This window comes from Helcobacillus massiliensis, assembly GCF_033106145.1.
Taxonomy (GTDB): Bacteria; Actinomycetota; Actinomycetes; order Actinomycetales; family Dermabacteraceae; genus Helcobacillus; species Helcobacillus massiliensis.
Genome location: NZ_CP136959.1, coordinates 298,714 through 324,453, shown reverse-complemented (window position 1 = coordinate 324,453; position 25,740 = coordinate 298,714). Strand labels below are relative to the sequence as shown.

25 protein-coding genes are annotated in these 25,740 nt (G+C 70.7%); 3 read left to right on the top strand and 22 right to left on the bottom strand.

Features of this window, described 5'->3' with window-relative positions; all coding sequences use genetic code 11:
• Positions 1 to 8: 8 nt before the first annotated feature.
• From infB to R3I40_RS01565, 4 genes are all read right to left on the bottom strand, one after another.
• Positions 9 to 2,936, bottom strand: a complete 2,928-nt coding sequence (gene infB, locus R3I40_RS01580) for a translation initiation factor IF-2 (RefSeq protein WP_259923750.1) — start codon at positions 2,934 to 2,936, stop codon at positions 9 to 11.
• Positions 2,937 to 3,015: 79 nt separating this feature from the next.
• Positions 3,016 to 3,357, bottom strand: coding sequence for a YlxR family protein (locus R3I40_RS01575; RefSeq protein ID WP_239376117.1), 342 nt, complete (start codon positions 3,355 to 3,357; stop codon positions 3,016 to 3,018).
• Between the two features lie 133 nt (positions 3,358 to 3,490).
• Positions 3,491 to 4,564 carry a transcription termination factor NusA gene (gene nusA, locus R3I40_RS01570; RefSeq protein WP_183373468.1) on the bottom strand — a complete coding sequence of 358 codons (1,074 nt, stop codon included), beginning with the start codon at positions 4,562 to 4,564 and terminating at the stop codon, positions 3,491 to 3,493.
• A gap of 42 nt (positions 4,565 to 4,606) precedes the next feature.
• Positions 4,607 to 5,113, bottom strand: a complete 507-nt coding sequence (locus R3I40_RS01565) for an LSm family protein (RefSeq protein ID WP_317700058.1) — start codon at positions 5,111 to 5,113, stop codon at positions 4,607 to 4,609.
• 193 nt (positions 5,114 to 5,306) lie between these two features.
• On the opposite strand from R3I40_RS01565, the gene R3I40_RS01560 reads away from it, so the two are divergent.
• Complete coding sequence (locus R3I40_RS01560) at positions 5,307 to 6,356, top strand: DUF4439 domain-containing protein (RefSeq protein ID WP_183373466.1); 1,050 nt, start codon at positions 5,307 to 5,309, stop codon at positions 6,354 to 6,356.
• Positions 6,357 to 6,389: 33 nt separating this feature from the next.
• Here R3I40_RS01560 and R3I40_RS01555 read toward each other — a convergent pair whose 3' ends face one another.
• Complete coding sequence (locus tag R3I40_RS01555; protein ID WP_183373465.1) at positions 6,390 to 8,171, bottom strand: proline--tRNA ligase; 1,782 nt, start codon at positions 8,169 to 8,171, stop codon at positions 6,390 to 6,392.
• Between the two features lie 119 nt (positions 8,172 to 8,290).
• Between R3I40_RS01555 and R3I40_RS01550 the strand changes: the two genes are divergently transcribed.
• Positions 8,291 to 9,028, top strand: coding sequence for a GTP pyrophosphokinase (locus R3I40_RS01550; RefSeq protein ID WP_239376312.1), 738 nt, complete (start codon positions 8,291 to 8,293; stop codon positions 9,026 to 9,028).
• Here R3I40_RS01550 and R3I40_RS01545 read toward each other — a convergent pair.
• The 11 genes from R3I40_RS01545 to rpsB form a co-directional block, all read right to left on the bottom strand.
• Positions 9,025 to 9,852 carry a GNAT family N-acetyltransferase gene (locus tag R3I40_RS01545; RefSeq protein ID WP_259923747.1) on the bottom strand — a complete coding sequence of 276 codons (828 nt, stop codon included), beginning with the start codon at positions 9,850 to 9,852 and terminating at the stop codon, positions 9,025 to 9,027. The two genes, R3I40_RS01550 and R3I40_RS01545, sit on opposite strands and share 4 nt — an antisense overlap.
• Before the next feature lie 81 nt (positions 9,853 to 9,933).
• Positions 9,934 to 11,091 carry a flavodoxin-dependent (E)-4-hydroxy-3-methylbut-2-enyl-diphosphate synthase gene (gene ispG / locus R3I40_RS01540; protein ID WP_183373463.1) on the bottom strand — a complete coding sequence of 386 codons (1,158 nt, stop codon included), beginning with the start codon at positions 11,089 to 11,091 and terminating at the stop codon, positions 9,934 to 9,936.
• Between the two features lie 36 nt (positions 11,092 to 11,127).
• Positions 11,128 to 12,471, bottom strand: a complete 1,344-nt coding sequence (locus R3I40_RS01535) for a M50 family metallopeptidase (protein WP_285262355.1) — start codon at positions 12,469 to 12,471, stop codon at positions 11,128 to 11,130.
• Positions 12,468 to 13,664, bottom strand: a complete 1,197-nt coding sequence (gene dxr, locus R3I40_RS01530; protein ID WP_285262354.1) for a 1-deoxy-D-xylulose-5-phosphate reductoisomerase — start codon at positions 13,662 to 13,664, stop codon at positions 12,468 to 12,470. Before dxr ends, R3I40_RS01535 begins: the two co-directional genes overlap by 4 nt.
• Positions 13,661 to 14,209, bottom strand: a complete 549-nt coding sequence (locus R3I40_RS01525; RefSeq protein ID WP_183373460.1) for a hypothetical protein — start codon at positions 14,207 to 14,209, stop codon at positions 13,661 to 13,663. Before R3I40_RS01525 ends, dxr begins: the two co-directional genes overlap by 4 nt.
• Positions 14,210 to 15,421, bottom strand: coding sequence for a dual-specificity RNA methyltransferase RlmN (gene rlmN, locus R3I40_RS01520; RefSeq protein ID WP_239376344.1), 1,212 nt, complete (start codon positions 15,419 to 15,421; stop codon positions 14,210 to 14,212).
• Between the two features lie 124 nt (positions 15,422 to 15,545).
• A complete protein-coding gene (locus R3I40_RS01515) occupies positions 15,546 to 16,421 on the bottom strand; it encodes a phosphatidate cytidylyltransferase (protein WP_259923736.1) in 876 nt (291 codons plus the stop codon).
• A 61-nt stretch (positions 16,422 to 16,482) separates the two neighbouring features.
• Positions 16,483 to 17,049, bottom strand: coding sequence for a ribosome recycling factor (gene frr / locus R3I40_RS01510; RefSeq protein WP_183373457.1), 567 nt, complete (start codon positions 17,047 to 17,049; stop codon positions 16,483 to 16,485).
• A gap of 38 nt (positions 17,050 to 17,087) precedes the next feature.
• Entirely contained in the window at positions 17,088 to 17,852 is a 765-nt protein-coding gene (gene pyrH / locus R3I40_RS01505; RefSeq protein ID WP_183373456.1) for a UMP kinase, read from the bottom strand.
• Between the two features lie 228 nt (positions 17,853 to 18,080).
• A complete protein-coding gene (tsf, locus tag R3I40_RS01500; RefSeq protein ID WP_285262353.1) occupies positions 18,081 to 18,905 on the bottom strand; it encodes a translation elongation factor Ts in 825 nt (274 codons plus the stop codon).
• Between the two features lie 3 nt (positions 18,906 to 18,908).
• Positions 18,909 to 19,802, bottom strand: coding sequence for a 30S ribosomal protein S2 (rpsB, locus tag R3I40_RS01495; protein ID WP_183373454.1), 894 nt, complete (start codon positions 19,800 to 19,802; stop codon positions 18,909 to 18,911).
• A 331-nt stretch (positions 19,803 to 20,133) separates the two neighbouring features.
• Between rpsB and R3I40_RS01490 the strand changes: the two genes are divergently transcribed.
• Complete coding sequence (locus R3I40_RS01490) at positions 20,134 to 20,766, top strand: murein hydrolase activator EnvC family protein (protein WP_285262352.1); 633 nt, start codon at positions 20,134 to 20,136, stop codon at positions 20,764 to 20,766.
• Here the strand turns inward: R3I40_RS01490 and R3I40_RS01485 are convergent.
• The 6 genes from R3I40_RS01485 to R3I40_RS01460 form a co-directional block, all read right to left on the bottom strand.
• Positions 20,714 to 21,655 carry a tyrosine recombinase XerC gene (locus R3I40_RS01485; RefSeq protein WP_183373452.1) on the bottom strand — a complete coding sequence of 314 codons (942 nt, stop codon included), beginning with the start codon at positions 21,653 to 21,655 and terminating at the stop codon, positions 20,714 to 20,716. The genes R3I40_RS01490 and R3I40_RS01485 overlap by 53 nt on opposite strands.
• Entirely contained in the window at positions 21,652 to 22,185 is a 534-nt protein-coding gene (locus tag R3I40_RS01480; RefSeq protein ID WP_239376324.1) for a DUF2087 domain-containing protein, read from the bottom strand. The genes R3I40_RS01485 and R3I40_RS01480 overlap by 4 nt, the downstream gene beginning before the upstream one ends.
• 9 nt (positions 22,186 to 22,194) lie before the next feature.
• Positions 22,195 to 23,394 (bottom strand): DNA-processing protein DprA, encoded by a 1,200-nt coding sequence (dprA, locus tag R3I40_RS01475; protein ID WP_285262351.1) that lies wholly within the window; start codon positions 23,392 to 23,394, stop codon positions 22,195 to 22,197.
• A complete protein-coding gene (locus R3I40_RS01470; RefSeq protein WP_285262350.1) occupies positions 23,394 to 24,929 on the bottom strand; it encodes a YifB family Mg chelatase-like AAA ATPase in 1,536 nt (511 codons plus the stop codon). Before R3I40_RS01470 ends, dprA begins: the two co-directional genes overlap by 1 nt.
• Positions 24,926 to 25,324 (bottom strand): YraN family protein, encoded by a 399-nt coding sequence (locus R3I40_RS01465; RefSeq protein WP_239376328.1) that lies wholly within the window; start codon positions 25,322 to 25,324, stop codon positions 24,926 to 24,928. The genes R3I40_RS01470 and R3I40_RS01465 overlap by 4 nt, the downstream gene beginning before the upstream one ends.
• Positions 25,325 to 25,428: 104 nt before the next feature.
• The gene (locus tag R3I40_RS01460; RefSeq protein ID WP_183373448.1) at positions 25,429 to 25,731 is read right to left on the bottom strand and encodes a DUF2469 domain-containing protein; all 303 of its coding nucleotides are present in this window, start codon (positions 25,729 to 25,731) and stop codon (positions 25,429 to 25,431) included.
• Between the last annotated feature and the right edge of the window lie 9 nt (positions 25,732 to 25,740).

Below are 25,740 nucleotides of genomic sequence, written 5' to 3'. Positions count from 1 at the left end.
TGCGCTGATCAGTCCTTCTTGTTGGTCTTGTGCGCTTCACGGGGCTTCTCCACCATCTCGTACGTGGTGATGATGTCGCCCTCCTGGATGTCGTTGAACGACCCCAGGTTGATGCCGCACTCGAAGCCCTCGCGGACCTCGGTGACGTCATCCTTGAAGCGGCGCAGGCCGGCGATCTCGAGGCTCTCGGTGACCACAACGCCCTTGCGGGTGATGCGGGCCTTGGAGCCGCGGTTGATCGTGCCGGAGGTGACCATCGAGCCGGCGATGTTGCCGAACTTGGAGGAGCGGAAGATCTCGCGGATCTCGGCGGATCCGCGGTCCTTCTCCTCGTACTCCGGCTTGAGCATGCCCAGCAGGGCGCTCTCCACCTCTTCGATGGCGCGGTAGATGACCGAGTAGTACTTGATCTCCACGCCCTCGCGGTCGGCGTATTCGGCGTTCTGGCCCTCGGCGCGGACGTTGAAGCCGATGATCACGGCATCGGACGCCATGGCGAGGTTGATGTTGTTCATCGTGATCGCGCCGACGCCGCGGTCGATGACGCGCAGCTGGACGTCGTCGCCGACCTCGATGCCGAGCAGTGCCTCTTCCAGCGCCTCGACGGAACCGGAGGCGTCGCCCTTGAGGATGAGGTTGAGGGTCTCGACCTTGCCCTGCTCCATGGCCTCCTTGATGTCCTCGAGGGACATGCGCTTGCGGGCCTTGGACAGCTGGGCGGCGCGCTTGGCCGCTTCGCGCTTCTCAGCGATCTGGCGGGCCTGACGCTCGTCCGCGGGCACGATGAACGTGTCACCGGCGCCGGGCACGGAGCTGAGGCCCAGCACCTGCACCGGACGGGACGGCAGGGCCTCCTCGACCGCGTCGCCGTTCTCATCGAGCATGGCGCGGACACGGCCGTGGCCGGTGCCGCAGACGATCGCATCGCCGACGCGCAGCGTGCCCTGCTCCACCAGGACGGTGGCGACGGGGCCGCGGCCGCGGTCGAGGTTCGCCTCGATGGCGACACCGCGAGCGTCCTTGTCCGGGTTGGCGCGCAGATCCAGGGCAGCATCGGCGGTCAGCAGGACGGCCTCCAGCAGCTCGTCGATGTGCAGGCCCTCGCGAGCGGAGACGTCCACGAACATGGTGTCGCCGCCGTACTCCTCAGCCACGAGGTTGTACTCGGTGAGCTGGGCGCGGATCTTGTCCGGGTTCGCCTCCGGCTTGTCGATCTTGTTGACCGCGACCACGATCGGCACATCCGCAGCCTGGGCGTGGTTGAGCGCCTCGATGGTCTGCGGCATGACGCCGTCATCGGCCGCGACCACAAGGATCGCGATGTCGGTGACCTTCGCACCGCGGGCTCGCATGGCGGTGAACGCCTCGTGGCCCGGGGTGTCGACGAACGTGATGGGGCGGTCCTCGCCCTCGTGGTCCACGTGCACCTGGTACGCACCGATGTGCTGGGTGATGCCGCCGGCCTCGCCGGATCCGACGTTCGCACGGCGGATCGAGTCGAGCAGGCGGGTCTTGCCGTGGTCCACGTGGCCCATGACGGTGACGACCGGCGGGCGGGGCAGACGATCCTCGTCGTCCTCCTCGTCCAGCTCACCCTCAAGGTCGATGTCGAACTGCTCGAGCAGTTCGCGCTCCTCGTCCTCCGGGGAGACGATCTCGATCTTGTAGCCGAGCTCCTCACCGAGCAGCTGGAACGTGTCCTCATCCAGGGACTGGGTGGCCGTGGCCATCTCGCCCATGGCGAAGAGGACGGTGATCAGCGATGCCGGGTTGACGTCGATGCGGTCGGCGAAGTCGGTCAGCGAGGCGCCGCGGCGCAGACGGATCGGCGTGGAGCCGTCACCGCGCGGAATCTGCACGCCGCCCGGTGCCGGAGCCTGCATCTGCTCGTACTCGCGGCGCTTGGCGCGCTTCGACTTGCGGGAGCGGGCGGGCTTGCCGCCGCGTCCGAACGCGCCCTGCGTGCCGCCACGGCGACCGCGGCCGGGACCGCCGCCACCGGGACGGGGACCGAAGCCGCCGCCACCGGGGCCTGCGCCGGGTGCGCCGCCCTGACCGCCGCGACCACGGCCGCGACCGCCGCCGCCACCGCCGGAGCGGGGCTTCTCAGCAGCAGCGGACCGTGCCGGCATCATGGTCGGCGACGGACGGGGACCGCCCGGGCGCGGACCGCCGGGACGGGGACCACCCTGGCCGGCGCCCTGCGGTGCGCCCTGGCCTGCGCCCTGGCCGTCACGGCGCGGGGGACGCGGGCCACCGGGGCGGGGCATGCCCTGCGAGGACGCGAACGGATTGTTGCCGGGACGGCCTCCGCCGTCGCGGCGCGGGGGACGCGGGCCGCCCGGGCGGGGCATGCCCTGCGAGGACGCGAACGGGTTGTTGCCGGGGCGACCGCCACCGGCGGCGCCGCCGCGCTGCGGGCGCTGGCCGCCGCCCGGCTTCGGGCCGGGGCGGGATGCCGCGCCGGGCTTCGGAGCGGACGCCGGGGTCGGGGGCTTCGGGCCGCCGGGCTTCGGCGCGCTGGCCGGGCTGGCGTCAGCGGCCGGCTTCGCAGCGGGCTTCTGGCCGGGCTTCGGGGCGCTGGACGGCGCGGCCGACGGGGTCGGCTTGTCGCCAGCGGGCTTCTGGTCAGCGACCGGGGCGCCATCGGCCTTCGCCGGTGCTGCCTTCTGGCCGGGCTTGGGTGCGCCGGGCTTGGGGGCACCGGGCTTCTGGCCGGGCTTCGGGGCGCCGGGCTTCTGGCCGGGCTTGGGGGTGCCGCCGGCGGTGGCGCCGTCGGACTTCGGGAATGCGCCGCGAACGCGGCGCGCGACCGGGGGTTCAACGGTCGACGAGGCGGAGCGAACGAATTCGCCGAGGTCCTCAAGCTTCTTGAGGACGTCCTTGCTCGTCACACCAAGCTCTTTGGCGAGCTCGTGAACGCGAACTTTAGCCACAATTCTCCTGTCTCGGTCCGGCCGGCCGAGTCAGGGCGGCGCGGACCACTAGCTCCTGTGGGTGCTCATTGGTGAGTACTCATCGGATGTCCATTGGTGTTCTACCCGCTTCCAAAGGTGGTTCGGTTCCTTGCGAAGGGTTCACTCGGGCGCGCAGCTGCGCTTCGAGTCCGGTGATGTCTACCCGGCCCTTGAAGGCCCGGCTGAAACCACCGCGCTTGAGCGCCGCGGCGATGCACTGCTCGTCCGGATGGATCCACGCGCCCCGTCCGGGGGCGGTGCGGGTCTCATCGAGGCGGACCGCAGGCGGCTCCCCCTCAGCGGAGGGGCCGCGTACAACGCGCACGAGCTGATCTCGGATGTCCTGGGTGCGACATCCGACGCAGGTGCGGATCGGCCGATTCGATGCCTCATCGGTCATTGAATTCCGCTCCGTTCCCACGTCCAGCCTGTCCAGTCTACCCGAGTGGCCCCGGGAACGGGGTGCGGTGAGCGCCCGGGTGAGGGATCACACCCGCACCCGGCCGCCCCCGCGGGGTGCGCGTTGGCCGAGATCAGGCGCCCAGGTCGCCCTCATCCTCGGGGCCGACGGAGGCCTCCGGAGCGATGGTCTCGGCGGGATCCGTCGGCTCCCCCGCAGCGCCGCCGGCGCGCTCAGCGGCCAGCTGCTCCTCGGTGCGGATGTCGATCCGCCAGCCGGTGAGCTTCGCGGCGAGGCGAGCGTTCTGCCCGGCCTTGCCGATCGCGAGCGACAGCTGCCCCTCGGACACGACCGCGAGCACCTGCTTCGCGGCCTCATCGGTGACGACCACGCTGCTGACGCGGGCCGGGGAGAGGGCGTTGCCGACGAACACCGCCGGGTCCTCATCGAACTCGACGATGTCGATCTTCTCGCCCTCGAGCTCCGCCATCACGGAGCGGACGCGCTGACCCATCGGTCCGATCGCGGCGCCCTTCGGATTCACACCGTCCACATCGGAGGACACGGCGATCTTCGTGCGGTGCCCGGCTTCGCGGGCGAGGGCGCGGATCTCCACAGTGCCGTCGCCGATCTCGGGCACCTCCAGTTCGAAGAGGCGGCGCACCAGGTTCGGGTGGGTGCGGCTCAGCGTGATGGCGGGGCCCTTCGCGCCGCGGCGGATGTCCGAGACGTAGGCGCGGATCCGCTTGCCGTGCGGATAGTGCTCGCCCGGCACCTGCTCGTGCGGGGGCAGGATGCCCTCCACGGTCTGCAGGTCCACGTACACCAGGCGCGGGTCGCGCCCCTGCTGGATCACACCGGAGACGATCTCCTCGGCGCGGCCGGCGAAGTCGCCGAGCACGGCCTCGTCCTCGAGCTCGCGGATGCGCTGCAGGATCACCTGACGGGCGGTGGCGGCGGCCACTCGACCGAAGCCCTCGGGGGTGTCGTCCCACTCTTCGATGATCTCGCCGGTCTGGTCGCGGTCCTCGGCGATGACCGTCACGGCGCCGGAGGACTCGTCGATCTCGATGCGGGCGTTCGGCGCCGGGTGCGGGGTGTGCTGGTAGGCCACCTGGAGGGCCTGTGCGATTGCGTCCAGCAGAACGGGCATGGGGATTTCGCGTTCGCGCTCCAGAGCGCGCAGTGCTCCCAGATCGATGTCCATGGTGGCCTCCTCAGGCGGTGCGGATGGATGGTGGCGGTGTGCTCAGCGGAATTCGAGCTGGATCTCGGCGGTCTCGACCTCGGTGATCGGCACGCGGTGCTCACCGGGCTTCAGCTTCTCGGCGGCGGGGGCCGCCGCTCCCTTCTTCTTCCGCTTCGGGTTGTGCGGCGGCTTCTGCACGTCGAGGACGAGCTCGTCGTCGACCACGTCGGTGAGGCGGCCGTAGAAGGTGCGTCCGTCGGTGAGGGAGCCGGAGAGCAGGCGGCTGCGGGAGCGCTTGAAGGCGCGCACGCTGTCCAGGGGGCGGAACACGCCGGGGGTGGTGACGTCGAGCGTCGAGGGGACGTCGCCGATGAGGCTGAGGTCGTCGTCCAGCAGCTGCGAGATCTCTTCGGAGACGTCGGTGACGGTGTCGAGGTCGGCGCTGCCGATCTCGTCCTCCGGCAGGTCCACGGTGACGACCAGGCGGACCGTGCCGCCGACGCGCTGCGCGAGGACGGATTCGCAGACGAGGCCGTGCCTGTGGATGATCGGAGTGAACGCGTCCATGAGGACTGAATCGTCCGGCTTCGGTGGAATGGCCACGGGTCCGCGTCCTCCTCGTATTCGTCTGACAATCCCCGCACTGCGTGAGCGCAGGAGCTCGACACTACTCTATTACTGTTGGAGGGCGCCCGCCCCAGCCGGGGCCCAGTGGCGCACCCCTCCCCCGCACCGCCGACCCGGACAAGGACCACCACCGATGAGCGCTGCCACGCCCTCCCCCGGCCCCATCAGCCGACGGATGCTGGCCCTGCGAGCACTCACCCTCACCGGGGCCGTCGCCGCCGGCGTCACGCTCAGCGGCTGCGCCAACGGCGCCCGCCTGCGCCTGGGGCAGCCCGCCCAGTACACCCCGCCGCCTCCGGGCATCGACGAACAGTACCGCACCGACATCCTCACCGCGCTCGTCACCGCCGCCCCCGTCACCGACTCCTTCGCCGCCGCGGCCACGGGCGATGCCCAGAAGCTCAGCGCGCTCATCGCCGCAGCGATGCAGGACCAGCAGCGGGCGTTCGCCACGGCAGCGGAACTGGAGGACGGCACCTACCCGTCGGCCGCCTCCCCCGCCGATGCCGCAGCGGGCGCCGCCGAGGTGGCCGAGCAGCTGCGCGCCCTGCGCGACCTCATGCTGGAGGCCACCGTGCAGGTCTCCGCATCACTCGCGCGCATCACCGCATCCGCGGGCGTGTTCTCGATCTGGGCGCTGAGCCGTCTCGCCGCCGTCACCGGAGATTCGGCGCTCGCGCCCCCGGCACCGCCCTCCGCCGCCGACCTCGCGCCGACGCGTCCGGTCCCCACCGAGGACCCCGCCTACATCGACCCGCAGGACGGGCTCGCCCAGCTGATGCAGGACGCGCAGCGCGACGAATGGTTCGGCGCGTACGCCCTCGAAGTGGTGGCAGCGCGCGCGCCGAAGGACCAGCGCGCAGCCCACGCGAAGCGCGCCGCCGTCCACCGGAGCCGCGCCGAGTCGTACACACCGGCGATCACCGCGCTGAAGGCGGAGCCGGCCCGCCGCGAAGCCGCCTACCCGCTAACCGCCGAGCAGCGGACCGATGAGGGCCTGGCCGCGCTCGCGCAGGAGATCTCCACAACCTCGATCGCCCACGCGGTGCGGCTCAGCTCCGCCGCCACGTTCGATCAGCGCGCCGCGTTCATCGCCGCGTGGGCGGAGGAGACACCGGTGTTCGCGCAGCGGGCCGCCTCGGTCGACTCCCTGCCGTGGCTGGAGGAGCCGGCCGAGGGCTGATGCCCGCCGCGCGGGGCCGCCTGCTGGGGGGGCTCAGCCCTCCCGCACCTGCTGCAGGACGCGGGCGACCACCTCGTCCGGGGACACCTCGTCGATGCTGCCGCTGGCGCGGTCGCGCACCTCCACAACGCCGTCCGCGAGGGACCGTCCGATCACCACGGAGGTGGGGATGCCGAGCAGTTCGGAGTCCTTGAACTTCACACCCGGGGACACCTTCGGGCGGTCGTCGAACAGAACGTCCAGGCCCTCCGCTTCGAGGGCGGCGACGATCTCCTCCGCCTTCTCGAACACCTCGGTGCCCTTGCCGGTTGCGAGCACATGCACGTCCATCGGGGCGATGCTGCGCGGCCAGGCGAGGCCCTTCTCGTCGTGGTGCTTCTCGGCGATGGCGGCGACCGCGCGGGTCACACCGATGCCGTAGGAGCCCATCGTGACGGTCTTCTGCTTGCCGTTCTGGTCCAGCACCTGCAGGTCGAGCGCTTCGGCGTACTTGCGGCCCAGTTCGAAGATGTGCCCCATCTCCATGCCGCGGGTGAGGCGCAGCGGGCCGGAGCCGTCCGGCGCCTGGTCGCCGTCGCGGACCTCTGCTGCTTCGATGAACCCGTCGGCCTGGAAGTCGCGGCCGGCGACCAGTCCGATGGTGTGCTCGTCCGCGCTGTTCGCCCCGGCGACCCACACGGTGCCGGCCTGAACGCGCGGATCCACCAGCACGCGGATCCCGTTGGCGCCGGCGTCGGTGTCGAGGCCGAAGCCGACGGGACCGATGTAGCCCTTCGCGAACTGCGGATGCCTGGTGAAGTCGTCCTCGGTGAAGGGACGGAACTCGCGCGGTGCGAGCGCCACTTCGAGGCGCTTCTCATCGGCCTCGCGATCACCGGGGATCATCACCAGCAGCGGCTCCTCCGCCCCATCGGCGTCGATGGTGATGTAGGCGAGCGCCTTGAGGGTGTCGCTCTTCTCCCAGGCGCGGCCGTCCTCGCGGGGCTGCGCCTCGTTGAGGTGGTCCACGAGGGAGGCGATGGTGGAGGCCCCCGGGGTGCGGGCGGTGCGGGCGGCGGGCAGCTCGGCGATCTGCTCCGCGGTCAGCGGCTCCGGCGCGACCGTGGTGACGGCCTCGACGTTCGCGGCGTAGCCGCCGTCGGACATCACCAGGGTGTCCTCACCGATCTCAGTGGGGTGGAGGAACTCCTCCGACTGGGAGCCGCCCATCGCACCCGCATCCGCCTTCGCGATCACGACCTCCAGGCCGAGGCGCTCGAACACCCGCTTGTACGCCTCGCGCATCTGCGCGTAGGAGCGGTGCAGGCCCTCGTCGTCGATGTCGAACGAGTAGGCGTCCTTCATCACGAATTCGCGCACCCGCAGCAGGCCGGCGCGGGGACGCAGCTCGTCGCGGTACTTGTGCTGGATCTGGTACAGCGACAGCGGCAGGTCCTTGTAGGAGCTGCAGAGGTCCTTCACCGCGAGGGTGAACATCTCCTCGTGCGTGGGAGCGAGCAGCATGTCCGCGCCCTTGCGGTCCTGCAGGCGGAACAGGTTGTCGCCGTACTCGGCCCAGCGATCGGTCGCTTCGTAGGGTTCGCGGGGCAGCAGGCCCGGGAACAGGAGCTCCTGACTGCCGGCGGCGTCCATCTCTTCGCGGACGATCTGCTCGACTTTGCGCAGCACCTTCAGCCCCAGCGGAAGCCACGTGTAGATGCCCGGCGCTGCGCGGCGGATGTAGCCCGCTCGGACGAGGAGCTGGTGGCTGGCGACCTCGGCATCGGCCGGGTTGTCGCGCAGTGTGCGCAGGAACGCCGTGGACATTCGGAGCATCTGTTGAGCCTCCTGGGCGAAGATGGATGGTCGGTGCGGCCAGTGTATCGGGCTCCTGAGAGCCCCCGCACACGCCATCCGCCGCCCGCTGCTCCCCTGCCCGACGAGGTTCGCCCACCATGCCCACCGCCCAGTCCGTCGACGACACCCCGCCCATCGCCCCGATGAGCGCGAAGGCCGCCCTGGTCAGCGCTCTTGCGGCCGACGGCACCGCGGAGAACGAGGCGATGCGCACCGTGCGGCGCCGGCTCGGCGAAGTGCTGCTGCCGTACCGCTTCGGTCTGCGGGAGATGCTCACGAAGGTGCAGATCCTCAACGAGGAGATGACCGCCCGCGGCGAGCACAACCCGATCGAGCACATCAAGCACCGGGTGAAGAGCATCGACTCGATCCTCGACAAGATGATCCGCACCGACTGCGCCCACACCCTGGAGGGCCTGCGCGACGGCGTGCGGGACATCGCGGGCCTGCGCATCACCTGCATCTACACCGAGGACTGCTACCGGATGGCGCAGCTGCTGTCCTCCCAGCCCGATGTGACCGTGGTGGAGGAGAAGGACTACATCGCAGAGCCGAAGGAATCGGGCTACCGCTCCCTCCACCTCATCGTGGAGGTGCCGGTGTTCCTGTCCACCGGGACGGTGCACGTGCCGGTGGAGATCCAGATCCGCACCATCGCGATGGACTTCTGGTCCAGTGTGGAGCATGAGCTCGCGTACAAGTTCTCCGGTCAGCTGCCGCAGCATCTGCGGGACGAGCTGCGGCAGATCGCGCAGTCCTCCCGTGACCTGGATGCGCAGATGACCCAGATCCGCGCCGACGCCCACCGTGCGCAGAACCCGAGCGACTCGGTCTAGAACAGCAGGGAGGCGAACTCCCCCACCTGCCGGAACCCCGCCTGCGTGTAGGCGCGGCGGGCTGCGCTGTTGAAGTCGTTGACGTACAGCGTCACCTGCGGGGTGCTGTGCTGCAGCTGGAACAGCTGCACGGCCCGCGCCATCGCCGCTGAGCCGAGGCCCTTCCCCCGTTCAGCGGGGGCGGTCCACACCCCGTGGATCTGCGCGACGGGACCGAAGATGGCCCCCACATCCGCTTTGAAGACGATGTCGTCGCCGCGGCGCACCACCGCGGTGCGGCGCTCGGCGATCAGCTGCTCGACCCGGTCCCGGTAGGAGCGGCCGCCGTCCCATGCGGTGGGGTCGGTGCCGACCTCCTCCTTGAACATCGCGACGGCGGCGGGGAACACGAGGTCCGCTTCCTCGGGGCGGGCGAAGCGCAGTTCGTCGGACGGGGCGACGCTGGGCCGCTGGTCGGCGAGCATCATCAGCTGCGTCCACCGGAACTCCCGCGGCCGGCCCAGGGAGGACCGCACCAGGGGCCACAGCCGCGCCACGTCCCGGCTCGGCCCCACCACGCTCGCGTATTCGCGGCGGGCCCGACGCGCCCTCTCCGCCAGCAGTTCGAGGTCCCCCTGGGACACCTCCCCCATGACGGACAGGCTGATGCCGTGCCACAGCAGCGCGGTCAGGTCACCGCGGTGGAAGAGTCCGGAGAACTCACGGGACAGCATGCGGGTGCCGGTGATGTCGACGAGTCGACTGCCGGCGAGGGCGTTGTCGATCGGGTCCTGTTCCAGCAGGGCGATCGCGGCGGGTGCGGCGGCCGTGGTGAGCGGCCGCACGGCGGAGGTCTGCCGACGGAACAGGTCGACGACCGATCGGTCGATGGAGCGGCTGATGAGGACCCCCGGGTGCTCGGGTCCTCAGGCGCCGACGGAGACGTCGGGCGTGCCCGACGGGGCGTCCATCTCCGCGGCGATGCGCTTCGCCTCTTCGAGGAGGACCGGCACGATCTCCGCCTCGGGGACGGTCTTGATGACCTTGCCCTTGACGAAGATCTGCCCCTTGCCGTTGCCGGAGGCCACGCCGAGGTCCGCTTCGCGGGCCTCACCGGGACCGTTGACCACGCAGCCCATGACGGCGACGCGCAGCGGTGCCTCCAGGCCCTTGAGGCCTTCGGTGACCTCGTCGGCGAGGGTGTAGACGTCCACCTGGGCACGGCCGCAGGAGGGGCAGGAGACGATGTCGAGCTTGCGGGGCTTCAGGTTGAGCGACTCGAGGATCTGGTTGCCCACCTTCACCTCCTCCACCGGCGGGGCCGACAGGGACACGCGGATGGTGTCGCCGATGCCCTCACCGAGCAGGATGCCGAACGCGACGGACGACTTGATGGTGCCCTGGAACGCAGGGCCGGCCTCGGTGACGCCGAGGTGCAGCGGCCAGTCGCCCTCCGCGGACAGCTGACGGTACGCGTCCACCATGATGACGGGGTCGTTGTGCTTCACGGAGATGGCGAAGTCGTGGAAGCCGTGCTCCTCGAACAGGGACGCCTCCCACTTCGCGGATGCGACGAGCGCTTCGGGGGTGACGCGGTCGCCCTTCATCATGCGCGGGTCGATGGAGCCGGCATTGACGCCGATGCGCAGCGCGGTGCCGTGGTCACTGGCGGCCTTCGCGATCTCCTTGACCTGGTCGTCGAAGCGGCGGATGTTGCCGGGGTTGACGCGCACACCGGCGCAGCCGGCTTCGATCGCGGCGAACACGTACTTCGGCTGGAAGTGGATGTCGGCGATGACCGGGATCTGCGCCTTCGCGGCGATGGCGGGCAGGGCGTCCGCGTCCTCCTGGCGGGGGCACGCCACGCGCACGATGTCGCAGCCGGCGGCGGTGAGCTCGGCGATCTGCTGCAGGGTCGCGTTGATGTCGTGCGTGGGGGTGGTGGTCATCGACTGCACGGTGACGGGTGCGTCGCCGCCCACGTGGATGTCGCCGAGCCGCACCTTCCGCGTGGGCCTGCGCGGGGAGATGACGGGGGTCTCTCGGACGGACGGAATGCCAAGGTTCACAGACGGAGTACTCACGTCGTCATTATCGCGCAGACCGCCTGGAGAGTCAGCTCAGGGCCCGAACATCCGGATCGGCTTCACGATATCCGCATACAGCAGCAGCACGCTCATGCCGATGAACGCGAGCGCAACCACATTCGTTACCGGCAGCATGCGCGACATATCCACCGGTCCCGGGTCGGGGCGGCCCCGCAGTCGCGCCGCCTGCCGCCGAGCTCCTTCGATGAGGGCGCCGAGCACGTGCCCGCCGTCCAGCGGCATCAGTGGGATCAGGTTGAACACGAACAGCGCCATGTTCAGCGACGCCAGCATCGAGATGAGGGTGAAGGCGCGCTCCTTCGCCTCGAACCCGGGGGCGTCGGCCGAGACGACCTCACCGGCGAGGCGGGACACGCCCACCACACCGAGGGGGCCGTTGGGGTCGCGGGGCTGGTCGGAGAACACGGTGACGCCGATGTCCCACAGCCGCATCGGCAGGGTCAGCACCACCTTCGCGGTGCCGGCGAAGGTGTCCCACACCATGCCGGGCAGGCCGGTGATGGACTGGCGGACCATCGCCTGGGTGCCGGAGACGCCGAGGAAACCGGCCTTCTCGGTGCGGGGCGTGCCGTCCTCACCGATGATGGGGCGCCCGTCGGCGTCCAGCGACACCACGTCGTTGGACAGGGGCGTGACGGTGAGCGTCATCGGCGCGCCGTCGCGCACGAGCTCCACTTCGATCTCCTGGTCGGGGTGGGCGCGGACGATCCGGGAGAGGTCCTGGAAGTCGCCGACGGGTTCGCCGGCGATGGCGGTGATCTCGTCCCCGGGGCGAATGCCGGCGGCCGCGGCGGGCGCTGGCGGCATGCCCGCGCAGTCGGCGTCGGGCGGCGCGGTGGCGGGCACCACGCACTGCGACACGGACTTCACCTCGGCAGTGGTGGTGGGCAGGCCGAAGCCGATCAGCAGCACGGCGAGGAGCAGCACGCTGAGCACGAGGTTCATGAACGGCCCGCCGAGCATGACGGCGAGCTTCTTCGGCACGCTGAGGTTGACGAAGGTGCGGTGCTGCTCCTCGGGGCTGTACTGGGAGGACTCCCATTCCTTGGCCTCGTCGGACATCTGCTGAAAAAAGCCGGTGGAGTCCTCGCGGATAGTGCCGGGGGCGTCCCCCTTGTGCGGCGGGTACATGCCGATCATGCGAATGTAGCCGCCCAGCGGGATCGCTTTGATGCCGTATTCGGTTTCGCCGCGGCGCCGCGACCAGACGGTGGGGCCGAACCCGATCATGTACTGCGTGACCCGCACCCCGAACCTCTTCGCGGGCACAAGGTGGCCGATCTCATGCAGGGCGATGGAGACGGCGAGCCCGATGCCGATGAGGAGGATGCCGAGCGCGTACAGCAGGGCGCTCATCGGCTGGCGGCTTCGGTCTGATCGATCAGCTCGTGCGCCCGCGTCCGCGCCCATGTCTCGGCGGCCTGCACGTCCTCCACGCCGGTGGGGTCTGTGCGGGGCGAGGCGGGGTCGTCGAGGACGTCCCGGATGAGGTCGACGATCTGCAGGAATCCGATGCGGCCCTCGTGGAAGGCATCGACGAACTCTTCGTTGGCGGCGTTGAACTGCGCCATGCGGGTGCCGCCGTCGCGGTGCGCGGCTCGGGCGATGCGGACAGCGGGGAACGTGTCCTCGTCCAGCGGTTCGAACGTCCAGGACTGCGCGGTGGTGAAGTCGAGCTCGGTGGCGAGGCCTTCGAGCCGGTCGGGGTGGGCGAGGGCCCAGCCGATGGCGAGCCGCATGTCCGGCGGGGAGGCCTGCGCGATGGTGGATCCGTCGGTCGCAGTCACCATGGAGTGGACGATGGACTGGGGGTGCACCACGGTGTCCACGCGGTCCTCGGGGAGGTCGAACAGCCAGCATGCTTCGATGACTTCGAGGGCCTTGTTGACGAGGGTGGCGGAGTTGGTGGTGATGACGCGGCCCATGTCCCAGGTGGGGTGGGCGAGGGCGTCGGCGGGGGTGACGTCCCCGAGCTCGGCGCGGGTGCGGCCGCGGAAGGGTCCGCCGGAGGCGGTGATGACGAGCCGGCGGATGTGCTCGGGCCGCATCCCGGCGAGGCATTCGGCGATGGCGGTGTGTTCGGAGTCCACGGGCAGCAGCTGCCCGTCGGCGGCGCGCTCGCGCACGAGGGACCCGCCGGCGATGAGGGTCTCCTTGTTGGCGAGGGCGAGCCGGGCGCCGGAGTCGAGGGCGGCGAGGGAGGGTGCGAGGCCGACGGACCCCGTCATCGCGTTGAGCACGACGTCGTCGCTGCCGAGGTCGCCGGCGGCGTCGATGACGGCGCCGGGGCCGGCGGTGAACTCCAGGGCCGACGGGTCCTCCCCCAGCTCGTGCAGTGCCCGCTGCACGTCGTCGACGCGGGCGTCATCGGCGACGGCGACGGTGCGCGGCTGCAGGCGGGCGATCTGCTCGGCGAGCAGCTGCGGCCTCGACCCGGTCGCGGCGAGGGCGTGCACCCGCGCCAGGTCCGGGTAGCGGGTGATGACGTCCACGGCCTGGGTGCCGATGGAGCCGGTGGAGCCGAGGATCGTGAGGCGGGCGCTGGTCACGGGACGGACGCCATGAGGCGGGCGACGTGGTCGAGGTAGACGTCGACGACGGCTTCGGAGTACCCGTCGGCGCCCTTGCGGCGGCGGAACGCGGCGCGGCGCACATCGTCGACGCTCATGGGATGGCTCTCGGTGAAGTAGGCGAGCAGCTGGTCGCAGAGGGCGTCGACGTCGGCGCGGTCGTAGGAGGGCTCACCGGCGGGGCCGGGGGCGAAGCGCTCACCGGCGGGGCGGCGCAGGCGCTCCTCGAGGACGTCGGCGCGCTCCAGCAGACCGGCGATCCAGGCGTCCTCGCCGTGGGCGTCGATCGATTCGTCGCGCTTCTTCAGCGCGAACGCGTCGGCGAGGCGGTCGAGGGCTTCGTCGACGATGCCCATGTTGTAGCCGCCGCGCTCAGCGGCGAAGTCGACCGTGGCGATGGTGTCGGGGTCGAAGTCGCCGGTGCCGGTCTCGTAGGCGGCGCGGGCGCGCTCCAGGAAGTCGTCGACTTCGCGGATGCTGTAACCCTGGCTGAACCGCCCGACCTTCTCGAATGACGTGCTCACTTAGGTCCTCTCCTTCGGCTGCTCGGACACTGTAGCGGACGCGACCTGCTCCACCCGGGCGACGCGGGCTTCGCGGTCCTCTCGGCGGGAGTCGGATTCGACGACGGTGGCGGCGAGCTGGCCGCAGGCGCCGTCGATGTCGCTGCCGCGGGTGTCGCGGACGGTGGTGGAGATGCCGTGGCTGCGCAGCGTCTCCACGAACCGCTTCGCGACCTGGGGGTCGGAGGCGGTCCATTTGGATCCCGGCACCGGGTTCAGCGGGATCGGGTTGACGTGGATCCAGCCGGCGCCGCCCTTGTCGATGAGGCGGCGGGCGAGCAGTTCGGCGCGCTCCGCCTGGTCGTTGATGTCGCGGATGAGCGCGTATTCGATGGAGACGCGGCGGCCGGTCGCCTGGAAGTACTCGTAGGCGGCGGAGAGGATGTCGTCGACGTCGAACCGCTGGTTGATGGGGACGAGTTCGTTGCGCAGCTCGTCGTCCGGGGCGTGCAGGGACACGGCGAGGGTCACGGGGATCTCTTCGCGCACCAGCTTGCGGACCGCGGCGGCGAGGCCGACGGTGGACACCGTGATGTTGCGGGCGCTCATGCCGAAGCCCTCGGGCGCGGGCGCGTTGAGGCGCTTGCAGACGGTGGCGACGGGCCGGTAGTTCGCCAGCGGCTCCCCCATGCCCATGAACACGATGTTCGAGACGCGGCCGGGCCCGCCGGGGATCTCCCCGTCGGCGAGCATGCGGTTGGCGATGCGGACCTGTTCGAGGATCTCCGCGGCGGAGAGATTGCGGGTGAGGCCGAGCTGGCCGGTGGCGCAGAACGGGCAGTTCATGCCGCAGCCCGCTTCGGAGGAGATGCAGAGGGTGACGCGGTTGGAGTAGCGCATCAGCACGGACTCGACCATGGAGCCGTCGAACAGCTTCCAGAGGAACTTCTGGGTGGCGCCGTGGTCCGCGGCCTGCTGGCTGACCTTGGTCAGCAGCGTCGGGAAGAAGTGCTCTGCGAGCTCCTCCCGGCGGTCCTTCGGCAGGTCGGTCATCCGTTCCGGGTCGGTGGTGTAGTGCTCGAAGTAGTGGGTGGACAGCTGCTTGGCGCGGAACGCCGGCAGACCCAGTTCCTTCACCGCGTCCTGCCGTTCGGCGAGGGTGAGGTCCGCGAGATGCGCAGGCGGTTTGCCGCGGCGGGTGGGGCGCAGCTGCAGCTGGCCGGGGGCGAGCATGACCTTCTCGCCCTTCACGACCTCGCGGGAGAGGTCCTTGGGGACGGCGAGGCCGCTGCCGGTGGGGCGCGCTCCGGTGCCGGGCGCTGCGTCAGTGCGGGGGTTCGCAGGACGGTCGGGGGTGTCAGCCATTCACGGCCTCCAGGATCCACAGCAGGATGAACAGGGTCGGGACGGCGAGCAGGATCGAGTCGAGACGGTCCATGATGCCGCCGTGGCCGGGCAGGAGGTCGCCCATGTCCTTGATGCCGAGGTCGCGCTTCAGCAGGGACTCGGTGAGGTCGCCGATGGTGGAGATCACCACGATGAGGGCGCCGAAGACGCCGCCGAAGAGGGCGCCGAGCTCCTCAGGCAGCAGCAGTGCCCCCACAGCGGTGCCGCCGGCGACGCCGAAGAGGAGGGAGCCGGCCATGCCCTCCCAAGTCTTCTTCGGGCTGATGGTCGGCGCCATCGGGTGGCGGCCGAACAGGACACCGGCGATGTAGCCGCCGGTGTCGGAGGCGATGGGGATCAGCAGGGCGAGCATCAGCTTGTGGCTGGCACTCGGCTGCTGGGCGAGCAGGAGGGTGAAGCTGCCGAGGAACGGCACCCAGATGAGGGTGAAGATCCCCGCCACCACGTCCCGGATCGCCATCAGCCCGGTCGCCTCCACGGCCCGCCACAGGATCAGGACGACAGCGCCAGCGGCGGTGGAGATCAGCATGCCGTCGGCCCCGTACACGGTGGTGCACACGACGATGCCGACGGCCGCCACCAGCAGCGGCGCCGCGGGGACGCGCAGGTTGGCGCTGCCTAGCGCGTGGGCCACCTCGAGGGTGGCCAGCACCGCCGCGATCGCGACGAGGGCGGGCAGCAGCGCCGGCACCAGGTAGAACACGCCCAGGAGGATGGCGCTGAGCGCCACGCCCACGCCGATGGCGGCGGGCAGATTCCGTCCGGCGCTGCGCTTGCGGCGCGCCGACGGGGCCGGGGCAGCCGGGGCTGCGGGCGCTGTGGTCACGGGCGGGTGGCTCCTCGAAGCAGACGGTGCCGCCGCGCACGGGGCGCGGCGGCGGGACGGATCAGACGGTGAGGAGCTCCTGCTCCTTGGCCTCGAGGGCCTGGTCGACGATCTCGGAGTACTTCTTGGTGAGTGCGTCGAGCTCCTTCTCGCCGCGCACGCCTTCGTCCTCGCCGATCTCCTTGTCCTTGACGAGCTGCTCCATGGCCTTCTTCGCGTTGCCGCGGGTGCCGCGGATGGCGATGCGGCCGTCCTCGGCCTTGGTGCGGGCCAGCTTCGTGTACTCCTTGCGGCGCTCCTCGGTGAGGGCGGGCAGGACCACGCGCAGGTTGTCGCCGTTGTTGGTGGGGTTCACGCCGAGGTCGGAGTCGCGCAGGGCGGTCTCCACATTGCTCATCGCGCCCTTGTCGTACGGGGTGACGATGATGGTGCGGGCCTCGGGGAACTGGAGGGAGGCGAGCTGGTTCAGCGGGGTGGGAGCGCCGTAGTAGTCCACGGTGATGCCTTCGAACATCGCCGAGCTGGCGCGACCGGTGCGGATGGTGGAGAACTCGTCGCGGGTGACCTCGACGGACTTCTTCATCCGCTCTTCGGCGTCCTTGAGGATTGCGGGGATTCCTTCGCTCATGATGCGTTCCTTCTGTGTTGGGGTGGTCGATGCGGGTCTCAGGCGCCGGTGACGACGGTGCCGATGCGTTCGCCGTTCATCGCGCGGGTGATGGCGCCGGGAGTGTCGAGGCCGAACACCATCATCTGCTGCTTGTTGTCCATGCAGAGGCTGAAGGCGGTGGCGTCCACGACCCGCAGGCCGCGCTGCAGGGCGTCCTCGTAGGTGAGGTGGTCCAGGCGCTCCGCGGTGGGGTCCTTCTTCGGGTCCGCGGTGTAGACGCCGTCCACGCCGTTCTTCGCCATCAGGACCTCTTCGCAGCCGATCTCCAGTGCGCGCTGCACAGCGACCGTGTCGGTGGAGAAGTACGGCATGCCGGCGCCGGCGCCGAAGATGACCACGCGGCCCTTCTCGAGGTGGCGCACGGCCCGCAGCGGCAGGTACGGCTCCGCGACCTGGCCCATGGTGATAGCGGTCTGCACGCGGGTGGAGGTGCCGGCCTGCTCCAGGAAGTCCTGGAGTGCGAGGCAGTTCATGACGGTGCCGAGCATGCCCATGTAGTCGGCGCGGCGGCGGTCCATGCCGCGCTGGGACAGTTCGGCACCGCGGAAGAAGTTGCCGCCGCCCACGACGATCGCGCATTCCACACCGGAGGCGACCGCTTCGGAGATCTCGCGGGCGATGCGGGAGACCACGTCCGGGTCCACGCCGACCCTGCCACCGCCGAAGGCCTCACCGGACAGTTTGAGCAGGACGCGACGCCTGCCCTCCTGGGCCCGGATGACGGGCATGGTCGAGGTGATCGGATCGGGGTCCTGGCTCATGTCTGTCCTTCCGCTGTCGCCACGGGACGGCCCGGCGGGGCATGCCAACGGGCGCTGCGGTCAATCCTACCGGTCACAGGTGGAGTCTTCCTGCCCGGCGCGGCCCGGTGTGCGGCCCGGCACCCGTCGGCCCCTCCCACGCGGGCCGACGGATGCCCCGCGTGACGCGCGAAGGGCGCCTCCCTCAGCGGGGAGACGCCCTTCAGCGTTCAGCGGATGCCGTGCGGGTCAGTTGCCCACGCGGAAGCGCACGAAGCCGGTGATGGTGCCACCAGCGGCCTCGACGACCTTGCCGACGGACTGCTTCGGGTCCTTGGCGAACGCCTGGTCGAGCAGCACGTTCTCCTTGAAGAAGCCGTTGAGGCGGCCCTCGACGATCATCGGCAGCGCCTTCTCCGGCTTGCCCTCGCCCTTGGCGGTCTCCTCGGCGATGCGGCGCTCGTCGGCGACGACGTCCTCGGGGACCTCCTCACGGGTGAGGTAGGTCGGGGAGTAGGCGGCGATGTGCATCGCGACGTCGCGGGCGACCTCGGCGCCGGCGGCGTCGGAGGCCACGAGGACGCCCACCTGCGGCGGGAGGTCCTTGTTGGTGCGGTGCATGTAGTTGGTGACGACCTCGCCCTTGACGCGGCCGATGCGACGCACCTCGATCTTCTCGCCCATGGTGGCGGCGGCGTTGGTGAGGTTCTCACCGAACGCGGTGTCCTGCAGCTCCTCCGGGGTGGAGGCGCCGGACTCGACGGCCGCGGCCACAGCCTCATCGCCCAGTGCGACGAACTTGGCGTTCTTGGCGACGAAGTCGGTCTCGGAGTTGATCTCCACGAGGGTGCCCTCCTGGCCGCCGTCGACGTCGCGGATGTCAGCGGCGACGAGGCCCTCGGAGGCCGAGCGGCCCTCGCGCTTGGAGATGCCCTTCAGGCCCTTGATGCGGATGGCCTCGATGGCCTTCTGCTTGTCGCCCTCGGACTCGTCGAGAGCCTTCTTGACGTCGAGCATGCCCGCGCCGGTGAGCTCGCGGATCTCCTTGATGTCAGCTGCGGTGTAGTTCGCCATGGATCAGTTCTCTTCCTTCTCGGAGGACTCTGCCTTCTCGCCCTCGGCCTGCTCGGCCGCGGGTGCCTCGTCAGCCTTCGGTGCTTCCTCGGCCTTGGCCTGGTCCTGCTGGACCTCGGACTGCTTGAGCAGCTCCTGCTCCCACTCGGCGAGCGGCTCGGCGTCAACAGCGGAGACGTTCTTCTCGCCCTTGTCCTCGGACTTCGCGTGGCGCTGCTGGAGGCCAGCGGCGACGGCGTCGGCGATGACGCGGGTCAGGAGGGTGACGGCGCGGATGGCGTCGTCGTTGCCCGGGATCGGGTACTGGACCTCGTCCGGGTCGGCGTTGGTGTCGAGGATGGCGACGACCGGGATGTTGAGCTTCTGCGCCTCATCGACGGCGAGGTGCTCCTTCTTGGTGTCGACGATCCACACAGCGGAGGGTGCCTTGGCCATGTCGCGGACACCGCCGAGGGTCTTCTCCAGCTTGTCCTTCTCACGGCGCATCATGAGCAGTTCCTTCTTGGTGTAGCCGGAGCCGGCCACATCCTCGAAGTCCATCTGCTCGAGCTCCTTCAGACGGTTCACGCGCGTGGACACGGTCTGGAGGTTGGTGAGCATGCCGCCGAGCCAGCGCTGGTTCACGTAGGGCATGCCGACGCGGGTGGCCTGCTCCTGCACGGTCTCCTGCGCCTGCTTCTTGGTGCCGACGAAGAGGATGGTGCCGCCGTGGGCGACGGTCTCCTTCACGAAGTCGTAGGCCTGGTCGATGTAGGTGAGCGACTGCATCAGGTCGATGATGTAGATGCCGTTGCGCTCAGTGAAGATGAAGCGCTTCATCTTGGGGTTCCAGCGACGGGTCTGGTGACCGAAGTGGACGCCGCTCTCCAGGAGCTGGCGCATGGTAACGACTGCCATGGTCGTCTCTCTTTCTACGCTTCTGGGCCCCGGGGGCGCAGAAGCGGCTCTTCTCGGTTGATTCGACGCTGCCGGTCGGCAGCGCTCGGCCTGGTGCCCGGCGCCCTGCCCGCTCCCCCGAGGATGCGGGTGAGACCGGTGGGAAGGTCGCCTGGATGGACACGCGATAGTCACCCGTCTGCGACGAGTGCCGCAGTCATGGTAGCCCACGGCCTCAGCCGCCCAACAGGGCCCGCGGGGCGATTGTGACGCACACGTGTGTGGACGTTCACCTGTCCACACCCGGGTGTTCACCGTTGCCCCGCCGTGCGGCCCGACGCACCCTCGAAGCATGTCTGCTGCACGCGCTCTCACCCTGTTCCTCACGCTCCTGCTGAGCCTTGCCGTGCCCGCTGCTCCAGCAGTCGGCGGCGAGGCCGACGGGATCTGGGCGTGGCCGCTCGGCCCCGACCACGACGTGGTCTCACTCTTCGACCGTCCGGACACCGTCTACTCCGCAGGTCACCGCGGCATCGACATCACCGCCTCCTCCCCCACCGTCACCGCGGTGGACGACGGCGTGATCGCCTTCGCCGGACCGGTGGCCGGCAAACCTGTGGTGACGATCCGCCACGCGAACGGCCTGGTCTCCACGTATGAACCGGTTCTCACGCAGCGCCGCGCTGGGGAGGCGGTCCGACGGGGCGATGTGATCGGCGAGCTGGACGGCTCCGGCGGCTTCTCCCATTGCGGTGACGTGCCGTGCCTGCATCTGGGGGCGAAGCGGACGGGGGTGCCGCGGGAACTGGAGTACCTGGATCCGCTGCCGCTGCTGGGGGTGCGCGGCCCGAGTGTGCTGCTGCCCCGCTCCAGCGCTGAGGTCCCCGCTCACGCCGCAGCTGCCCCTCCGACGGCACCGCCGCGCGTTCCGGTCAGGCCCGCGGATGCGCCTGGTCGATGGTGGAGCGCAGCCTCTCCGCTGTGACGTGCGTGTAGATCTGCGTGGTCTGCAGGGAGGAGTGGCCGAGGATGTCCTGCACGCTGCGCAGGTCCGCTCCGCCCTCCACGAGGTGGGTGGCGGCGCTGTGCCGCAGGGTGTGCGGGCTGATGCGGCCGCCGGTGCCGGTTCTTTGGCCTGCGTCGGCGACGATGCGGCGCACTTCGCGGTCGGAGATGCGGCCGCCGCGCACGCCGAGGAACACGGCGTCGGCGGGGGTCTTCTGGCTGGCCAGTACCCGTCGGCCGTCCTCCATCCACGTAGCGAGGGCGCGCAGGGCGGGGCGGCCGACGGGGACGACGCGTTCCTTGTTGCCCTTGCCGCGCACTCGGATCGTGTTCTGGCCGCGGTCGATGCTGCGCGGGGTGAGGGCGACGAGTTCGCTGACGCGCAGACCGGTGGAGTAGAGGATCTCGAGGATCGCGGTGGCGCGCTGGGCGAGGGCGCGGTCCTGGTCGCTGATCTCGCCGTCCTCGCCGGCCGATGCCTCCGCGGGCTGGTCGAGGAGGTTCGTCATCTGCCGGGCGGTGAGCACGCTCGGCAGGTGCTGGCCTCGCTTCGGGGTGCGCAGTCGCCGGCCCGGGTCGTGGTCGGCCCGGCCGGTGTCGAGGCGCCACGCGGTGAAGGTTCGGGTGGCGGCCGCGGCGCGGGCGAGCGTGGCCTGAGCCTGGCCCTTCTCGGAGCGCTGCGCGAGCCAGTCCCGCATGGTTGCGAGCTCGACCTCTTCGCCGAGGGCGTTCGCGAAGGTGAGCAGGGAGGTGACGTCGCGGAGGTAGCCGGTGATGGTGTGGGCGGAGCGGCCGCGTTCGAGCCGCAGGTACCGCGCGAAGTCGTGGAGTTCGGCCTGCTGCGCGTCGGTCAGCTTCGGGGCGGTCATGGCCGGGCGTAGGTGGAGCCGTCGGCGCTGCGGCGCAGCCGGCCCTGGTCGATGAGGAAGCGGCGAACGGTGGCGTGATCGATGACGACGGTGCCGAGGACGGCGTTCACTTCGCCTTCGGTCCAGGAGCCGCGGGTGAAGAAGCGCTCCGCGATCCATTCCAGGAGAGCGTCGCGGGCGGCGGGCTTCACCGGCAGGGTCCGCACGAGACCGTCCTCGAACAGGGCGTTGATGTCGGGGCGCTCCAGCGGTGCCGGGCCGCGCGCCGCGATGCGCAGCGTCTGCACGCCCTGCTGAGCCGTCGCGAACGCCGTCAGGTCCAGGGCGGGTTCGCCGTCGGGGTCGGTGACGAGACCGCAGGAGGCGAGCCGCTTCAGGTGCCCGGCGAGCGCCTTCTCCCCCACCAGTGCCGCGAGATCCGCCCTGTTCGCCCCGCCCGCGAGCGCGCCGACGATCTGCAGTCGCTGCGGGTCGTTCAGCGCAGCGAGCAGCTGCGGGGCGAGGGTCGGGGCGGTGGCGGTGCGGTTCATCCCGCCAGTCTAGAGCCGCCGCCGCACCCCACTGCCCGTGAGCTCCACCAGCCCCAGCATCGAGATGCGCTGCAGAGCCGCCTGGACCGCATCCACGCCCAGGCCGCAGTCGCGAGCGGCGGCGCGGCAGGAGATGACGGAGCGCGGCGGGACCGCATCGAGCACCCGCCGGTCCGCGGCGGAGAGCAGATCCAGCTCATCGACCACGCCCGTGCCGTCACTCGCGGGTGATGAGGTCACGAGTTCGGCGAGTTCGTCGGCGTCGGTGATGAGGACGGCTCCGTTCTCCCGGGCGAGACGATGGCAGCCGGCACTGGCGGGACTGGTGACAGGCCCCGGCACCGCCGCGACGGGCCGCGACAGGTCATCAGCCCGGTTCGCAGTGGACAGGGCGCCGGAGCGCAGCGCCGCCTCCACCACCACGGTCGCGGCACTGAGCGCGGCGATGATGCGGTTGCGGGCGAGGAACCGCCACCGGGTGGGCGCGGTGAACATCGGCGCTTCGGACAGGATGAGGGCGTGCCGCTCCACGGCCCGCAGCAGGTCCTCGTTGCCGCGCGGGTAGAACCGGTCCAGGCCGCCGGCGAGGACCGCGCAGGTCAGGGACTGGCCTGCGCTGAGGGCGCCGCGGTGGGCAGCGGCGTCGATGCCGTACGCGCCGCCGGAGACCACGGTGATGCCGCGCTCCGCCGCACCAAGAGCGAGGTCCCCCGCGACCTGGGCGCCGTAGGCGGTGGCGGCGCGGGCTCCGACGATCGCGACCGTCGGCCGCGCCGTCAGCAGGTCCGCGGGTGAGGCGCTGCCGCGCATCCACAGTCCGTACGGGGCGTTGACCCCGAGGTCCTCCACGGCTCCCGGCCAGGAGTCGTCCTCCGGGGTGAGGAAGCCGATGCCGGCGCGGTCCGCGTCATCGATCAGGTCCTCCAGCCGCACGGATCCGGCGCGGTCGCACCAGCGAAGGTGGGCGCGCTCCGCAATCTCCAGCGACGGGGCCCGCAGCGCCGAGCGGTCCGCGGCTTCCACCGCGATCTCATCGGCCGACGGGCTCTCGGCCGCGTGCCGGATCGCGTCATGCAGCTGGTGCACGCTCGGCTGCAGAGCGAGCTGGAGAGCCCGGTCGGGCCCGAATTCGGTGATGAGGGCGCGGGCAACGGGGTCGGTGGGTTCGGCGAGCGCGCTCCAGGCGGCGCGGGCGTCTCGGTCGTTCATCAGTGGGTCTCTCCTCGAAGCTGCAGGGCGTGGCCGACATCGGCATCCGTCGGCTGGTTGCGGTCGGCGAGGTCCGCGAGGGTCCAGGCGAGCCGGTGGACGCGGGCGCGCCCGCGCATAGTGAGGGCACCGCGGTCCACGAGGCGGCGCAGCAGGGCCTCCTCGGCGGCGGGCAGCGGCATCAGACGGGAGAGGGTGCTGCTGGGCAGTTGGGCGTTCAGGTGGTACCCGGTGCCGGCGAGTCGGGCGGCCTGGCGTTCGCGGGCCGCGCGGACGCGCTGCGCGATCACGGCACTGGGTTCGGCCGGAGGTGCGGTGTCCGCGGCGATGGCGCGCACCGGTGGAACGTCGATCCGCATGTCGATGCGGTCGGCGATGGGTCCGGAGATGCGGGTGAGGTAGCGGCGCTTCGCCATCGGGGAGCAGGTGCAGGCGCCGCCCTTGCCCCAGGCCTGTCCGCACGGGCAGGGGTTCGCGGCGATGACGAGCTGGAAGCGCGCCGGGTAGGTGATGGCGCCGCGGGAACGGTGCAGCCGCACCACGCCTGATTCGAGGGGTTCGCGCAGTGCCTCCATCGCGGTGCGCTGGAACTCGGGGGCTTCGTCGAGGAACAGCACACCGCCGTGGGCGAGGGAGACGGCACCGGGCCGAGCGATCCCGGACCCGCCGCCGATGACGGACGCGGTGGAGGCCGTGTGGTGCGGGCTGATGAACGGCGGGGTGCGGCGCAGGCCCGCGGCGGCGTCGAACTCCCCGGTGAGGGACAGCACCGCCGACAGGTCCAGGGCATCGGCGGTGGCGAGCGGCGGCAGGATGCCCGGCAGGCGGGAAGCGATCATGGTCTTGCCGGCACCGGGCGGGCCGATGAGGGACAGGTGGTGGCCGCCGGCGGCGGCGACCTCCGCGGCGAGCTTCGCCTGCTCCTGCCCGTGCACATCCGCGAAGTCACCGACGGGTGCCTTGGCTGTGCGCGGCGCAGGCGCGGCATGGTCGGTGCGGTCGCTGCGGGTGCGGGTGAACGCCCCGCCGTACAGGGCGATGACATCGGCGAGGTGCTCCGCTTCGATCACCTCGAGGTCGGGGACGAGGCGGCCCTCCGCGGCGTTCGTTGCGGGGATGACGGCGCGGGTGATGCCGGCCTCGCGCGCGGCCAGGAGGGACGGCAGCACGCCCGGCACCGGGAGGATCGCGCCGTCCAGGCTGAGCTCCCCGATGTGGAGCGTCCGAGAGCGCGGGCCGGACCGCAGTACACCGTGGGCGTCGAGCACAGCGACGGCGACGGGCAGGTCGAACCCGGAGCCGCTCTTCGGCAGCCACCCGGGCGTGAGGTTGATGATGAACTTCGACTGGCTGATCTTCGGGTGCCCGGCATGGTGGCAGGCGGCCCGTACCCGGTCCTGCGCCTGCAGGGTGGCGGTGCCGGCGAGGCCGACGATCTTCATCCCGGGCAGACCCTGAGTCTGCTGCACCTCGACATCGACCACGGTGCCGTCCAGCCCGTTCAGCGCCATCGACAGGGTGCGCGCGACGCTCATGAGCAGACGTCCTGGATGTGGTCGATGCGCGGCTCGGCGTGGACGCTGACGGCGATCGACATGACGTCGATCCGGATCGCGCTGTGCGCGGGCGCCCGGTTCATCAGGTAGTAGCCCGCCATGGTGCGCAGACGCCGCACCTTGTTCTCATCGACCGCGTGGACACCGGCGCCCACATGGGAGGGGCGGCGGGTCTTCACCTCGACGAACACGAGGGTGTCGCCGTCGGAGGCGACGATGTCGATTTCCCCGCGGCGGGTGCGGAAGTTGCGGTCGTGGATGGTCCAGCCGTCCCGCACCAAGCGGCGTACGGCGAGGTCCTCTCCGAGCCGGCCGATCTCCCGCGGGCTCATGGCGGCGATGTGGTCTCCGGTGGCGAATGCTGCGATGCTCATGCACCCCACCGTGCCCGGCCATCGGTCCGCGCGCCGCCCCGTCGGCCTCCCCGGGGACAAGTGGTGGTGTGAACGCCGCCGAGCGCCTGCTCAGCCGCCGGCTGCTACGGCAGGGAGATGTCCGGCTTCGCGAGCTCTTCGACGTTGACGTCCTTGAACGTCACCACGCGCACGGAGCGGACGAACCGCGAGGAGCGGTACACGTCCCACACCCAGGCATCCGCGAGGGTGAGCTCGTAGAACACTTCCCCGCCGGCGGAGCGGACCTGCAGGTCCACCTGGTTGGCGAGGTAGAAGCGGCGATCGGTCTCCACCACGTAGGTGAACAGGCTGACCACATCGCGGTACTCGCGATACAGCGCGAGCTCCATCTCCGCTTCGTACTCTTCGAGATCGTGTGCACTCACGCCGTCAAC

Excerpts from the sequence above, each read along its gene's own strand:
- nusA (WP_183373468.1), bottom strand. The coding sequence starts at position 4,564 with ATGGACATCGATCTGGGAGCACTGCGCGCTCTGGAGCGCGAACGCGAA.
- rpsB (WP_183373454.1), bottom strand. The coding sequence starts at position 19,802 with ATGGCAGTCGTTACCATGCGCCAGCTCCTGGAGAGCGGCGTCCACTTC.
- R3I40_RS01555 (WP_183373465.1), bottom strand. The coding sequence starts at position 8,171 with ATGCTCCGAATGTCCACGGCGTTCCTGCGCACACTGCGCGACAACCCG.
- R3I40_RS01565 (WP_317700058.1), bottom strand. The coding sequence starts at position 5,113 with ATGGACGCGTTCACTCCGATCATCCACAGGCACGGCCTCGTCTGCGAA.
- R3I40_RS01470 (WP_285262350.1), bottom strand. The coding sequence starts at position 24,929 with ATGAGCGTCGCGCGCACCCTGTCGATGGCGCTGAACGGGCTGGACGGC.
- tsf (WP_285262353.1), bottom strand. The coding sequence starts at position 18,905 with ATGGCGAACTACACCGCAGCTGACATCAAGGAGATCCGCGAGCTCACC.
- R3I40_RS01560 (WP_183373466.1), top strand. The coding sequence starts at position 5,307 with ATGAGCGCTGCCACGCCCTCCCCCGGCCCCATCAGCCGACGGATGCTG.
- R3I40_RS01550 (WP_239376312.1), top strand. The coding sequence starts at position 8,291 with ATGCCCACCGCCCAGTCCGTCGACGACACCCCGCCCATCGCCCCGATG.
- pyrH (WP_183373456.1), bottom strand. The coding sequence starts at position 17,852 with ATGAGCCAGGACCCCGATCCGATCACCTCGACCATGCCCGTCATCCGG.
- rlmN (WP_239376344.1), bottom strand. The coding sequence starts at position 15,421 with ATGCTCGCCCCCGGCCAGCTGCAGCTGCGCCCCACCCGCCGCGGCAAA.
- frr (WP_183373457.1), bottom strand. The coding sequence starts at position 17,049 with ATGAGCGAAGGAATCCCCGCAATCCTCAAGGACGCCGAAGAGCGGATG.
- R3I40_RS01575 (WP_239376117.1), bottom strand. The coding sequence starts at position 3,357 with ATGACCGATGAGGCATCGAATCGGCCGATCCGCACCTGCGTCGGATGT.
- dprA (WP_285262351.1), bottom strand. The coding sequence starts at position 23,394 with ATGAACGACCGAGACGCCCGCGCCGCCTGGAGCGCGCTCGCCGAACCC.
- R3I40_RS01480 (WP_239376324.1), bottom strand. The coding sequence starts at position 22,185 with ATGAACCGCACCGCCACCGCCCCGACCCTCGCCCCGCAGCTGCTCGCT.
- R3I40_RS01465 (WP_239376328.1), bottom strand. The coding sequence starts at position 25,324 with ATGAGCATCGCAGCATTCGCCACCGGAGACCACATCGCCGCCATGAGC.
- R3I40_RS01490 (WP_285262352.1), top strand. The coding sequence starts at position 20,134 with ATGTCTGCTGCACGCGCTCTCACCCTGTTCCTCACGCTCCTGCTGAGC.
- R3I40_RS01535 (WP_285262355.1), bottom strand. The coding sequence starts at position 12,471 with ATGAGCGCCCTGCTGTACGCGCTCGGCATCCTCCTCATCGGCATCGGG.
- R3I40_RS01485 (WP_183373452.1), bottom strand. The coding sequence starts at position 21,655 with ATGACCGCCCCGAAGCTGACCGACGCGCAGCAGGCCGAACTCCACGAC.